Source organism: Paenibacillus nanchangensis, from assembly GCF_046543445.1.
In the GTDB taxonomy this organism is placed as follows: domain Bacteria; phylum Bacillota; class Bacilli; order Paenibacillales; family Paenibacillaceae; genus Paenibacillus_AQ; species Paenibacillus_AQ nanchangensis.
In genome coordinates, this window is sequence record NZ_JBHOFD010000021.1 from 42,987 (window position 1) to 55,839 (window position 12,853).

8 protein-coding genes, 1 pseudogene and 1 other annotated feature are annotated in these 12,853 nt (G+C 51.2%); of the genes and pseudogenes, 8 read left to right on the forward strand and 1 reads right to left on the reverse strand.

Features of this window, described 5'->3' with window-relative positions:
* The first annotated feature begins 28 nt into the window (after positions 1 to 28).
* Positions 29 to 3,811, forward strand: coding sequence for a LamG-like jellyroll fold domain-containing protein (locus ACE6ED_RS17405; RefSeq protein ID WP_410828484.1), 3,783 nt, complete (start codon positions 29 to 31; stop codon positions 3,809 to 3,811).
* A 29-nt stretch (positions 3,812 to 3,840) separates the two neighbouring features.
* Positions 3,841 to 3,969: pseudogene (locus ACE6ED_RS17410) on the forward strand (putative Ig domain-containing protein); the annotation flags it as partial.
* 157 nt (positions 3,970 to 4,126) lie between these two features.
* Here ACE6ED_RS17410 and ACE6ED_RS17415 read toward each other — a convergent pair.
* Positions 4,127 to 4,768 carry an Ltp family lipoprotein gene (locus ACE6ED_RS17415; RefSeq protein ID WP_410828485.1) on the reverse strand — a complete coding sequence of 214 codons (642 nt, stop codon included), beginning with the start codon at positions 4,766 to 4,768 and terminating at the stop codon, positions 4,127 to 4,129.
* A 1,207-nt stretch (positions 4,769 to 5,975) separates the two neighbouring features.
* Between ACE6ED_RS17415 and ACE6ED_RS17420 the strand changes: the two genes are divergently transcribed.
* The 6 genes from ACE6ED_RS17420 (at position 5,976) to leuS (ending at position 12,817) form a co-directional block, all read left to right on the forward strand.
* Entirely contained in the window at positions 5,976 to 6,491 is a 516-nt protein-coding gene (locus ACE6ED_RS17420; protein WP_410828486.1) for a hypothetical protein, read from the forward strand.
* 25 nt (positions 6,492 to 6,516) lie between these two features.
* Complete coding sequence (locus tag ACE6ED_RS17425) at positions 6,517 to 7,668, forward strand: cysteine desulfurase family protein (RefSeq protein ID WP_410828487.1); 1,152 nt, start codon at positions 6,517 to 6,519, stop codon at positions 7,666 to 7,668.
* Between the two features lie 167 nt (positions 7,669 to 7,835).
* Entirely contained in the window at positions 7,836 to 8,357 is a 522-nt protein-coding gene (locus tag ACE6ED_RS17430) for a PRC-barrel domain-containing protein (protein WP_410828488.1), read from the forward strand.
* A 14-nt stretch (positions 8,358 to 8,371) separates the two neighbouring features.
* The gene (locus tag ACE6ED_RS17435; protein ID WP_410828489.1) at positions 8,372 to 8,581 is read left to right on the forward strand and encodes a hypothetical protein; all 210 of its coding nucleotides are present in this window, start codon (positions 8,372 to 8,374) and stop codon (positions 8,579 to 8,581) included.
* A gap of 239 nt (positions 8,582 to 8,820) precedes the next feature.
* Positions 8,821 to 9,888, forward strand: coding sequence for an AI-2E family transporter (locus ACE6ED_RS17440; protein ID WP_410828490.1), 1,068 nt, complete (start codon positions 8,821 to 8,823; stop codon positions 9,886 to 9,888).
* A gap of 70 nt (positions 9,889 to 9,958) precedes the next feature.
* Positions 9,959 to 10,223, forward strand: a binding site (T-box leader).
* A 155-nt stretch (positions 10,224 to 10,378) separates the two neighbouring features.
* Complete coding sequence (leuS, locus tag ACE6ED_RS17445; RefSeq protein WP_410828491.1) at positions 10,379 to 12,817, forward strand: leucine--tRNA ligase; 2,439 nt, start codon at positions 10,379 to 10,381, stop codon at positions 12,815 to 12,817.
* Positions 12,818 to 12,853 lie beyond the last annotated feature (36 nt).

A 12,853-nucleotide genomic window follows, 5' to 3' on the forward strand; every position in this document is an offset into this window, starting at 1 on the left:
AGGAAATACACAAAATAACAGAATGGGTGTGAGAGTTCAAGTGTTCCTGGAAAAAGTGTTTGGAGCAAAAGTAAGTCAGCTTTTGGTGATAAGCAGCCTGTTAGCGGGAACGATTTTAAACGGAAGCGCAGTGGCCAGTCCAAGTGAAATTTCTAACGATTCAGCAGTTGCGGAAGCAGGTTCATTTCATCAGCCGAACGATTCGGCTTTCGCGGCTAAGGCGCAGGACAATCAAGCGCCTCGCGTCACAAAAACGGTATATGGGTCGGCTGCCGAAGCCGTATACGCAGACCGGGTATTCGATCTCAATTTTCTCGACGGGAAAGCGACCGACAGTTCGCCAGCAAAACTGCATGGGGAAGTTGTGGGTGACGTGAAGTTTGAATATGACAGTGCGGTCAAGAAGCAAGTAGCTGTATTTAATGGAGAGAGCAATAATTTCATCAAAATTCCGTTCTCTCAAGAGCAAAGGGATAAGGTGGCAAAAAAGTTTACGCTGGAAACGGTCTTCAAAATGAACAAGATTGCTGATATGGGTGTGCTTATGAACACGCAGGACGGAGGCATCGGTTTCGAATCGACCAATTCCGGATTAATGGAAATCTGGGCGCATATCGGCGGCAGCTACAAGTGGGTAGGCGTGCAGCTTGAGAAGGACAAGTACTACCATCTGGCAGCGACCTACGACGGCAGCGCCGTCAGTTTGTATTTGAATGGTGAACTGGCAGGATCGGCTGCCGCTTCCGGAGATGTTTATCAGCCGGACATGAATTTTGCCGTCGGGGGGGACCCGGGATCAGAGGATTCGGCCAACGCTGTGCTGGATGGTAAAGTTTCGATTGCCCGCCTGTACAGCGATGCTTTATCGGCAGAACATATCAAAAAGCTGTATGAAGAGCAGGCGGAGCGTGCCAAATTGAGTGAGATGGATCAGTTGATTGCCAAAAATAAAAAGCTTCAGGCTCTGCTTAGCTCCAAGCCGACAGACGAACTGAAGCAGCTCGTTTCCGATATCGCTGCGGCGAATGGCAAAATGAATATCACGGGGGCTGAAATTGCCGCTTTGCTGGTACGGGCAAACCTGCTTCTTGCCGATGAACACAACAACAAACTGACTTTTTCCGTATGGAGCGATGTGCACATCAACGACGAAGCGTCCATACAGGATGACAAGTTTGCGAAGGCTCTGACGACGGTTAACAACATGGCACCGAATCTGAAGGCATACATTATGGTCGGGGATTTGACCAACAACGGGTCTCAGGCGGAGTATACCCGCTTTCTGGGTACATTAAATAAGTATGGCAAGACCGGAGTTAAAAAGCTGTACACCTTGGGCAATCATGATTATTGGACCGATTATGACGCCGGTCTGCCGCCTGAGGTTTCGCAGAAGAAATTTACCGATAATCTTGGGGCCGAGATCAATTCTCATGAAGTTATCGACGGCTATCATTTCATTCAGGTAAGTACGGAAAGCAGTCAGGTCAACGGAACTTTCACCAAATCCAAACCGTGGCTGCAGAAAGAATTGAAGCAGGCGGCAGCCGATGCGCCCGGCAAGCCTATCTTTGTCTCCATTCACCAGCCGCCTAAGGACACGGTGTATGGCAGTGACGATTGGGGGAATCCGGAGTTGTATGATGTACTGAAGAGTTATCCTCAGGTCATTACCTTCTCCGGTCACTCGCATTATGCGCTCAATGACGAAAGATCAATTTATCAAAAGGATTTCACCTCCATCAACGACGGCGCGCTGACTTACATTGAATTGGAAGACGGGAAGCTCGGCGGTAGCCTTCCCCCAAGTGCCTACGATTTCAGCCAGGGGTTGTTGGTTGAAGTGGACAAAACGACCAACGACGTTCGGATGAAGCGTCTTGATTTCGATAATGATCGGGTCATCAAGGATGACTGGATCATTAAAAGCCCCGGTGACAAGAGCAAATTCACGTACACCGACGCACGTAAAGAGCAAAGCGCAAATCCTTATTTCGACAATAGTGCGCTGCTCACTGTTTCGGATGTGAAGGAAAAGTCGGTAAAACTTACGTTTGACCAAGGACAAGATGAGGATCTGGTACATTCCTACAAGATTCAAGCGATCAACAAGGCGACGGATAAGGTTGATAAGGAGTTTCTGATGTTCTCGGATTTTTATCTCGATCCCAGAGCCAATCAGATGTCCACGCGTGTATCCGGCTTGAAGGGCGGAACAGAATATATCTTTACCGTAACAGCCATTGATTCGTGGGGCAAGGAGAGTGTTCAGCCGCTGCGGGGCACTGCAACGACAAAGGCTAGCACCGGTGCCGATGAAGGAACGGATATTCCGGGCGTGCTTACATGGGCTGCGGAAACGAAAAACGCACCGGTCATTGACGGTGATCTGAGCGATAGCAGCTGGAAGATCAAGACGCCGATCGAGCATTTACTAAAGGATTCCGCAGTACGGGAAAATAAAGCCAACTATGGTCTGCTGTGGGATAAAGACTATTTGTACGTAGGGGTCGATATTGAGGACAGCAAGCTGGTCGAGCGGAAGCTGTGGCTTGGCGATGAAATCAGCGTCTATATCGACGCGAACAATGACAAGAAGAGCAGCTACGAAGTTCCTTACGATGTACAGATTGGTTATGGGTACACTGAGGACGGCAGCTCCAAGGTATTCGGCTTCGGCGGTGGTTCGGCAGGAAGAAATGCTGACGATATCAAAAAATCCCAGCAGAAAACGGCTAAAGGCTGGGCAGTTGAAATGGCAATCCCGTGGAAATTCCTCGGCATTGATCCTCAAGTGAACAAAAGCCTTGGCTTCGATATCAGCGTAGATGATAATGACGGTACGGATGCATTCGATTCGACCCTGTTCTGGAGCAAAAATGAAACGTCCCAGTCCGGGAGAACGACGGAAGGCTTTGGAACCGCGATGCTGTACAACACAGAGATCCCCAAGGCGGATGTGTTCGATTTCGACTTCCTCGACGGGAAAGCGACCGATAACTCGGCATCGAAGCTTAATGGTGAGGTTGTAGGCGATGTAAAGTTTGAGTACGACGCTGGAGTAAAAAAACATGTTGCCGTGTTTGACGGCCAGAGCAATAACTTCATCAAGATTCCTTTCCCGCAAGAACAAAGAGACAAGGTTACGGAGCAATTCACGCTGGAAACGGTCTTCAAAATGAACAAGATTGCCGATATGGGTGTGCTTATGAACACGCAGGGGGGAGGCATTGGTTTTGAATCGACCGATTCCGGATTAATGGAAATCTGGGCGCGCATCAACGGCAGTTACAAGCGGGTAGGCGTTCAGCTAGAGAAGGACAAATACTATCATCTGGCGGCGACTTACGACGGCAGTATTATCAATTTGTATCTGGACGGAAAACTGGTCAACTCTACTGATGCTTCCGGAGAGGTCCAGCATCCCGACATCCATTTTGCTTTGCCGGGCGATCCGAATCCGGACGGAGCAAATGCTGTGCTGGACGGTAATATTTCCGTCGGACGCTTGTACAGCAAAGCTTTGACGAGCGGACAAATCAAGCAGGTCTATACGGAGTATGCGACGCGAAGCAAGATGGTTCAAATTGATCAGCTGCTGGAAATGCAGAAGAAGCTTGCAGGGCAGAATTCGGAAGAATTGAAAAAATTGTATGAGGAATCCGGCAAGCTGTATGCGAGGTTGAATGTGACTGCTGCCGAGATCGAAGCATTCCTGACCAAGTGCGAAGCGGCACTGAAGGGAGAAACGGTGGTCAATCATACACCTAAGTTCATAAAGACCGCCAATCAGGAAGCAAATGAAGACTGACCTTTTAGGTCAATGCTGACGATGCAGACAGCAAGGTGCTGACTTATCGGGCAGAGAATCCGCCAAAAGGAGCAACATTCGCTGCAGATACGAGAACGTTCAGCTGGATTCCCGGAAAGGATCAGGCCGGCAGCTATAAAGTGAAATTTTGTTGTTAGCGACGGTTCGCTGACGGATCAAACTTCCCAGCACAGTACGAGCAATTACGTAAATTGCACTTATGCGGTTGAACCGCCGTATACCGAACGGTACGTACGGTGGTGTGAGAGGTCGGCTGCTCAGTTATTGAGCAGCCTCCTACTCGATTTTTTTATCTTATTTTAAATTATCTACCGCGTATTGTGCCTCTTCCTTAGTGAACTTTTCCCCGTACTCTGAAATCAACTGTTCGTAGATAGCCTTGTTTGACATATTCATCGATTCCGCATACGTTTCTGCTTTACTTAACGCGTTTTCTTTCCAATCTACTTCAATGTTATCAATTGCATATTGAGCCGATTCTTTAGGGAAATTCTCTCCATATTCAGAAGTCAACTGCTCGTAAATACCTGCCTTTGACATATGCATAATTTCTGCATAGGTTTGCGCTTTTTCTAATGCCGCCTTATGTTCCCGAGGAATACTTGCCTCTTTGGCCGCGGCTTCCTTTTTAGCCAATTCCTCGGCCGCAGCTTTGGCTTCCGCCTCGGCTTTCTTTTTGGCTTTAGCCTCTTCCGTAGCTTTTTTCTCAGCTTCCGCCTTTTCAGCAGCTTCTTTATTTACTTTCAATTCTTCTTCGGTCGGTGTCGCAGCCGGAACTGGTTTTTCGGTTTCTTTGGCGAGAACCGTTTCAGACTGAGCGCTAGGTTGAGGATCTGCAAGAGTTGGTTCTTTATCAGCACCCAAGCTTCCTATCCAGCCAATTACAAGGATCAGAATGACCCAGAACCACCATTTTTTATAAAATGCCTTCTTCATGTTGTTCCCCCTGAAATATGAAATAGTTACAAATTCATACTATCAGACGTAGGTAGAATTTACTATATTAAAATTGTGAAAACTTTCCGTATTTGCAAACTAGAATCAGAGAGTACGACCAAAACACCCTTCAACGAGCGCTTTCGACAACATGATCGGACATCGTCAGTCGAGAATTAGTATAAAGGACCTATTAATAAAGGGGGCGGAAGCCTTAGTGAAGAAGTAAAGAGGTTTTTTGCGAATCGACGCGGGTTCTATCCACCAACGACTACGGTTATCTCGAGCGGACCGAAAAAGAAGTGTTGCTGATTTGAAACGATTTCGCGACCATCTCAAGGTAAAATTGGTGTACCCAATTTCTCCATGGGTGAGTACTTATAGTTTTGGAAATGACCCGTCCTTAGGGAAGGCGTTATCAGAATATTTTTCTATATTCGCTTTCAGTTTCTCATAGAGTGGCTTTACATCGTCAGGTGCACCTTGCTTCAGATAAACAGTATCATTATCGAAAGTGACCCAAGGTAATAGCTTAGATGGCACATAGAATAGCACCACACAGAACCTCCTTATAATACACAGAATTCCGAAAGTTTTTTGGTCAGTATAAAGTTAAACTGAAGGCAGTGAACTTTGGGAATAGATTGTATTTGACAACAGCCGAATCCACCGTAACATAACTCTACTATTGAGTATGCCAAAACAATTTTGAAAAATAATGGTGAGAAAGAACATCTATGCTTCTTGTAAGATGGGAGGCGGGTGTTTCCCGGTAACTATATGGTGCCCGGAAAAGACCCATACAACTTACCCATGAGTGGACTCAGATTCCGCTATTCTCTATATTATCTCCGTAACAGGAGGCAGCAGGACTCAAATTCCGCTATTTGAGCAGCAGCACCTGATTAAAGCGCTGTTCACGGCTTTTAGCGGAATTACAGTCCGTGAACTTACGAATAAACACAAAACTAAGCGAATAGTGGAATTACAGTCCACCTTGGGCGACCTGCCTAAAACCTGTAGATCCTGTAGATCTGGTACATACAGACCAACTATTGTTCTCTAGCCTGTGCTATTCTTACTGGAGAAGGAACGGTTTCGGAACCGCCTGAACTCCTGCTGGGAGCGCATTGCCAGCGAATATAAGCTGCAGCATGATGTGGAGCAGCTCGGCCGGTCGACTCATTTCAGAGAAGACTACAGCCGTTTGTTCCGTGATCTAGAGATTCCTCATGCGGTTAAAGTGTGGGAGTCGTTTTCGCTGTGGTGGTGGGCGGGCTTTGGCGTTCGCGCCTACATGGACCGATATACCGGTCTTTTTATGCCGGATCTTACCGAGCGGATGTACGATGGTTTTTACGAAAACAATCTAGCCGCCGGTGCGAGCCAATCTATGTACATTATGCTGTTGTTCAAGCAGCCTGCCGGGGTGATACCGTCCAATTCCCGCCAGTTATATTTCTCAACCATTACTGATACTGATTTTATGTGTGGCAAAAAGGACATCGCCGGGTACATTCCCCGGTTGTTTGGTTTCTTGGCGGCAGAATTCTGGGCCGACAGAATAATGAGGTTCTTTTTCCCAAGGTTGAAGTTTTATTATATAAAATGTACGATGTGTGAAGCAGTGTTCATTCATTTCCTAAAGAACCGCAAAGTACTTGAAGGCACCCTGGCTGAGGCTCCACTTTGTGGGGTTATTTCTGCTTGCGGATCAATCTAACTATACAAGAAGCGGAGACATGATTATGACAACAATATATCTCGACCATGCCGCCTCCACGCCGGTCCGGCCGGAAGTGGCTGAGGCGATGCTTCGCATCATGACGGAAAGCTACGGCAACGCCTCCAGCGTGCATGCGTACGGCCGGACGGCCAAACGGATTGTGAACAGCGCCCGCGATACGCTTGCGGCTTCCGTTGGCTGCCAGCCGTCCGAATGGGTGTTCACGGCAGGCGGCACGGAAAGCGACAATCTTGCCCTGTTCGGAGCAGCTTACGCTTTGGAGGGCAAGGGGCGTCACATCATTACGACGGCGGTGGAGCATCATGCCGTCCTGCATGCATGCGGGCAGCTGGAAAAGGAAGGGTTCGAGGTCACTTATCTTCCAGTTGACTCCACGGGGCAGGTGAATCCGGCCGACGTCGAGGCAGCATTGCGGGAGGATACCGTATTAATCAGCGTAATGTACGGCAATAATGAGGTAGGCACGTTACAGCCGATTGAGAAAATCGGCCAAATCGCAGTGGAACGGGGCGTACGGTTCCACGTTGATGCGGTGCAGGCTCTCGGGGCCGTGCCAATCCGGCTAAGCGGGCTGCCGGTCGATTATATGAGCTTTTCGGCGCATAAAATCAACGGTCCGCAGGGAATTGGCGGATTATATGTCCGCACCGGAGCGCCGCTTGCGTCCCGGCTCCACGGCGGGCTGCAGGAGCGGGGCCGCCGCGCCGGCACGGAAAATCTGGCAGGAGCCGCTGGTTTTGCCCTGGCGGCCGAACTGGCCGTCCGTGAGCTGGATGAACGCCGGGAAAAAGCGCTGGAGCTGCGGCAGATGCTGCTTGGGGCTCTTGACGAAACTATTGGCCGCGAAGCTTACAGCATAAATGGGAATTCCGAGTTCTTTTTACCCTCGATTGTTAATATCAGCTTTCCCGGCGTACGGACCGATGTGATGCTCATGAATCTTGATATGGAAGGCATCTGCGCGGCAAGCGGCTCGGCCTGCACTTCCGGGTCGCTCGAAATTTCGCATGTGCTGCAGGCGATGCATCTGCCGCCGGATCTTTTGGAGTCAGCGATTCGATTCAGCACAGGGCTGGGTAATACTACGGAAGATATGCAAATGACGGCGCAAAAAATTGAAACCGTTTGGAGCCGGCTGCGTAGCAGAGACTAAGCCGGCAGTGCCGGTGTCTGCACAGCTTGGTTTTTTGCTCCCGCAAGCTTTGCTGCGATTAACCGGCAGCTTTCGGTTACTCTGACGGCGGCATTTATTGCCAGGGAATTCTACCCTGTAATCGGCAGTGTCTTTATATCCAACAAAGCGAGGGGACTCCAGCACCCATGAAACTTCAGGATATGATCGGCTTGTCCGTCTTCGGAGTCGAAGAGGGCAAGGAAGTTGGCAAAATTGTCGATATTATGCTCGATTCAAAGTGGATTATTACGGGTATTGAACTGGAAAGCAAAGGATTTTTCAACACCCTTGTGAAAGTTGTGGCATGGGAAGAGATTGTGGCTTACGGCGAAGACGCGCTGATGATCCGCAGCGAAGAGTCGATCGAGAAGAAAGAAGCGGGCGATATTCCCTTTACCTTTGTCCAGGGCAAAAGCAAACTGAAGGACATGCAGGTGGTCACCACGAACGGAACGATTTTGGGCCGTGTGTCCGATGTTTATTTTGACCAAAGAATGGGAAACACAATAGTAGCGCTGGAGATCAGCGACGGTCTGGTGACGGATTTAATGGAAGGCCGGAAATGGCTCCCCTGCACGGACGACATGTCCATCGGGGAGAACGCCGTGCTGGTTCCTCCGATGAGTGAAGAAAGGCTGCAAAACGCCATTAATATCGCTAACGAATAGGTGGAATGTGAAACATGAAGTGTCCAAACTGCAACTCCAAGGATATCGGTAAAATCGGCTCCCATCAATTTTACTGCTGGGGCTGCTTTATCGAGCTTACGGTGAACGGGGAGAAAATGTCCGTCTACCAGGTCGAGGAAGACGGTACGCTCAGTTCGCTGGACGATTTGTTCTTCGGGGAAGAAGCGGTTCAGGATTTCCCGCATCTCCATGCTTCGTCCTAAGTCCCGTTCCGCAGTGGAACGGGCAAGTACATAAAAGAGACTTCACCCGGCGCAGGAAGCCCCCGCCCTATGCAAGTAAGGCGGGGGCTTCCTGCGTTTTTTTTCGTATAAATAGCATTGGCGGCGGGCGCGTACATTGGATTAACCTGGGCGAAAGGGAAGACGGCGGTTATTTTTTGCAGGCAAAACATATACTGAAGGCATAAGCCAGTCCGATTCTATCGCCGGAGGAAGATATCATGGAGCAGTTGACCCAAAACCGATGGTTCCGCTGGATGATTGGCGTGCTGCTCGCTCTGATCATCCTTTATTTTGTGTGGCTGCTGCGGCCGATGCTTCAGCTTGTGTTTGTATTTCTTAAAGCGGTGCTGGCCCCTTTTCTGGCGGCGATGATTGTATCTTATGTGCTCAATCCTGTGGTGAATTTGCTGGCGGCCCGCAAGGTGCCGCGCGGTGTAGCGGTACTGATCATATACGCTGTGTTTTTGAGCGCGATCGCGGTTATCGTGATTAATCTCATCCCCATGTTCGTCGAGCAGCTGGAGGAACTCGAAGAGCATCTGCCGGAAATGACGCTGCATGCCCAAAGCCTGATGCGCAATATGAACGGGCGGCTGATTCCGCCGGGTGTGGAGGCCGGGATGAACACGTGGTTTTTTCAACTGGAAGGGAAGCTGGCGCGGGGAATCTCCCATTTTCTCGACAATATCGGGACGACGATCGGCATGCTGTTTAATGTGTTCATTGTACCGTTCCTGGTGTTTTATATCCTGAAAGACTTCGACGTGTTCGAGCGGGGTGTTGTTTCCCTGCTTCCCCGGACCCGGCGGAAAGCGATTGTCATGCTGCTAAAAGAAATTGACACCGCGCTCGGCAACTATATCCGCGGCCAGTTTCTCGTGTGCGTCATTATCGGCGTGCTGGCCTACATCGGGTATGCCCTGATCGGCATGCCGTATGCGCTGCTGTTTGCCTGTGTCGTTGCCATTTTTAACATCGTGCCATATATGGGGCCTTTTCTCGGCGCGGCTCCGGCCATTGTGATGGCGGCCACGGTCAGCTTTCGCCTCGTGCTGCTTGTTGCTCTGGTCAATCTGCTGTGCCAGGCCCTGGAGAGCAATGTGATTTCGCCGCAAATCGTCGGACGGCGGCTGCATCTGCATCCGCTGCTGATTATTTTTTCGCTGCTTGTCGGCGGAGAGGTCGCCGGAATGGTTGGTTTAATCCTTGCTGTACCGGTGTTTGCCGCCGGAAAAGTCGTGCTGCAGCATTTTTTGTCGTATTACATGCATAGAAAGACGGTTTGAGGCAGTTTGAATGCATGGCATGATTGACTGCGGCCTCGGCGATTGGTTATAATATGGTGGAATTGAACAAGTGTCAGCGTTGATGAGGAGCAGTAATTTTGTCAGAAGCCATGCAGAGAGCCGGTGTGTTGGTGCGAGCCGGTTGGCGGAAGCGGAATGAACTCGCCTCGGAGCAGCGGGATCAGCCAATCTCGGCGCATTTGCGTAAAATGCTGCAGATTTGGGGAAGACCGGCGCCTCACCCCCGTTAAAGGGTGCAAAGGGAGCGGTCAGGGCAAAGCATGTCCTGCGCTAACTAGGGTGGTACCACGGGAATTGAACCTCTCGTCCCTAGCGGTTATACGCTGGGGATGGGAGGTTTTTTTGATACCCGGGCGCAAGGAGGACTTTCGGCCGTAAGATTGGGGACAGCGTTCGCGTTAGCTTCCCGGGATTTCGACATCAGGCGAAAGGACCTGCCCCGGGCGACAGACCAAGGAGGAGCATACGTATGAGTGACAACAAAGCAGCCGCGGGCTATCAGCCGACGAAGCTGGAGCCGAAATGGCAGCGGTATTGGGAAGAGAACAAGACTTTTAAAACAGGAGAGGAGCCGGGCAGACCGAAGTTCTACGCGCTGGATATGTTCCCGTATCCGTCGGGCGCCGGACTGCATGTCGGCCATCCGGAAGGCTACACGGCAACGGATATTGTCTCCCGTTACAAGCGGATGCGCGGTTATAACGTTCTGCATCCAATGGGCTGGGATGCTTTTGGACTGCCGGCGGAGCAGCATGCGCTCGATACAGGGCAGCACCCGCGTGATATTACGTTCAAGAACATCGACAATTTCCGCCGCCAGGTGAAGTCGCTTGGTTTCTCCTACGACTGGGACCGTGAGATCAGCACAACGGATCCCGAGTATTATAAGTGGACGCAGTGGATTTTTATCCAGCTGTACAAACGCGGTCTGGCTTATGTCGCCGAGGTGCCGGTTAACTGGTGTCCGGCGCTTGGCACAGTGCTGGCGAACGAGGAAGTCATCGACGGCAAAAGCGAGCGCGGCGGCCATCCGGTCATCCGCAAACCGATGCGCCAGTGGGTGCTGAAGATTACGGAATACGCCGAGCGCCTCTTGGAGGACCTGGAAGAACTGGATTGGTCGGAAAGCATCAAGGATATGCAGCGCAACTGGATCGGCAAATCGACCGGCGCGGAAGTTACGTTTGCCGTCGAAGGAACCGATGCGTCGCTGAAGGTGTTTACGACCCGTCCTGACACGCTGTTTGGAGCAAGCTACTGCGTGCTTGCGCCAGAGCATGAGCTGGTGGAGCGGATCACAACCGAGGCGCAGCGGGCTGAGGTGCAGGGGTATCAAGAGAAAGCTGCCCGCAAGAGCGACCTGGAACGCACCGACCTGGCCAAGGAAAAAACCGGCGTATTTACGGGCGCTTATGCTGTGAACCCGGTTAACGGCGCGAAGCTGCCAATCTGGATCGCCGACTATGTGCTTGCCGGTTACGGTACGGGCGCCATCATGGCCGTGCCGGGCCACGATACGCGGGACTGGGAGTTCGCCAAGCAGTTTGGGCTTAATATCATTGAGGTTGTCCAAGGCGGCGATATGACGAAAGAGGCATATGCCGGCGACGGACCGCATGTGAACTCGGACTTCCTGAACGGCAAGTCCAACGAGGAAGCGATCGCGGCGATGATAACCTGGCTGGAGGAGAAGGGCTGCGGAGAAGGCAAAGTCACTTACCGGCTGCGCGACTGGCTGTTCAGCCGTCAGCGGTATTGGGGCGAGCCAATCCCGATTCTGCATCTGGAAGACGGCACGATGAAGCCGGTGCCGGAAGACCAGCTGCCGCTGCTGCTCCCTGACGTCGATCAAATCAAACCGTCGGGAACCGGAGAATCGCCGCTGGCCAACGTCACGGATTGGGTGAACACCATAGATCCCGAGACGGGCATGAAAGCCCGCCGCGAAACAAATACGATGCCGCAGTGGGCAGGAAGCTGCTGGTATTACCTGCGTTATATCGATCCGCGCAACGACAAGGAGCTTTGTTCGCCGGAGAAGCAAAAAGAGTGGCTGCCGGTTGATCTGTACATCGGCGGCGCGGAGCATGCGGTGCTTCACCTGCTGTACGCCCGTTTTTGGCATAAGGTGCTGTACGATATCGGTGTAGTAGACACCAAGGAGCCGTTCCACAAGCTGGTCAACCAGGGCATGATCCTTGGCACAAACAACGAGAAAATGAGCAAATCGCGCGGCAACGTCATTAACCCGGACGAAATTGTCGGGGAATATGGTGCGGACACCCTGCGTGTGTATGAAATGTTTATGGGACCGCTTGAAGCTACGAAGCCGTGGAATACAAGCGGGGTAGAAGGGATACACCGGTTCCTCTCCCGTGTATGGCGCTTGTTCGTAAGCGAAGAGGGTACACTCAGCAGCAAAATTTCGGATGAGGCCGGTTCCGACGAGTTTATGCGCACCTGGCATAAAACGGTCAAGAAAGTGACGGAGGACTTCGAGCATCTCCGCTTTAATACGGCTATCAGCCAGCTGATGATTTTTGTGAACGATGCCTACAAACAGGATGTTCTTCCGCGCGGAGCGATGGAGAATTTCGTTCAGATGCTGTCGCCGCTTGCGCCGCATATCACCGAAGAACTCTGGGAGCTTCTGGGCCATAAGGAAAGCATCACTTATGTGGCGTGGCCGGTCTACGATGAAAAATGGACGGTGGACGCGGAAGTTGAAATCGTCGTTCAGATCAACGGTAAAATCGTACAGCGTGCGACGATCCCGCAGGAGATGAGCCGTGAGGACATGGAAGCTCATGCGCTGGCCCTGCCAAACGTGGCGCAGGCGCTGGAAGGCAAAACCGTTCGCAAAATTATTGCGGTTCCCGGCAAACTGGTGAATATCGTAGCAGGCTAACCGGTGAGGATGAAAGCTGCGCGTAAGGCAAGCCCC

What these genes read in the sequence shown, in the direction of transcription:
- ACE6ED_RS17415 (WP_410828485.1), bottom strand. Translation starts at nt 4,768, where the DNA reads ATGAAGAAGGCATTTTATAAAAAATGGTGGTTCTGGGTCATTCTGATC.
- ACE6ED_RS17425 (WP_410828487.1), top strand. Translation starts at nt 6,517, where the DNA reads ATGACAACAATATATCTCGACCATGCCGCCTCCACGCCGGTCCGGCCG.
- ACE6ED_RS17430 (WP_410828488.1), top strand. Translation starts at nt 7,836, where the DNA reads ATGAAACTTCAGGATATGATCGGCTTGTCCGTCTTCGGAGTCGAAGAG.
- ACE6ED_RS17435 (WP_410828489.1), top strand. Translation starts at nt 8,372, where the DNA reads ATGAAGTGTCCAAACTGCAACTCCAAGGATATCGGTAAAATCGGCTCC.
- ACE6ED_RS17440 (WP_410828490.1), top strand. Translation starts at nt 8,821, where the DNA reads ATGGAGCAGTTGACCCAAAACCGATGGTTCCGCTGGATGATTGGCGTG.
- leuS (WP_410828491.1), top strand. Translation starts at nt 10,379, where the DNA reads ATGAGTGACAACAAAGCAGCCGCGGGCTATCAGCCGACGAAGCTGGAG.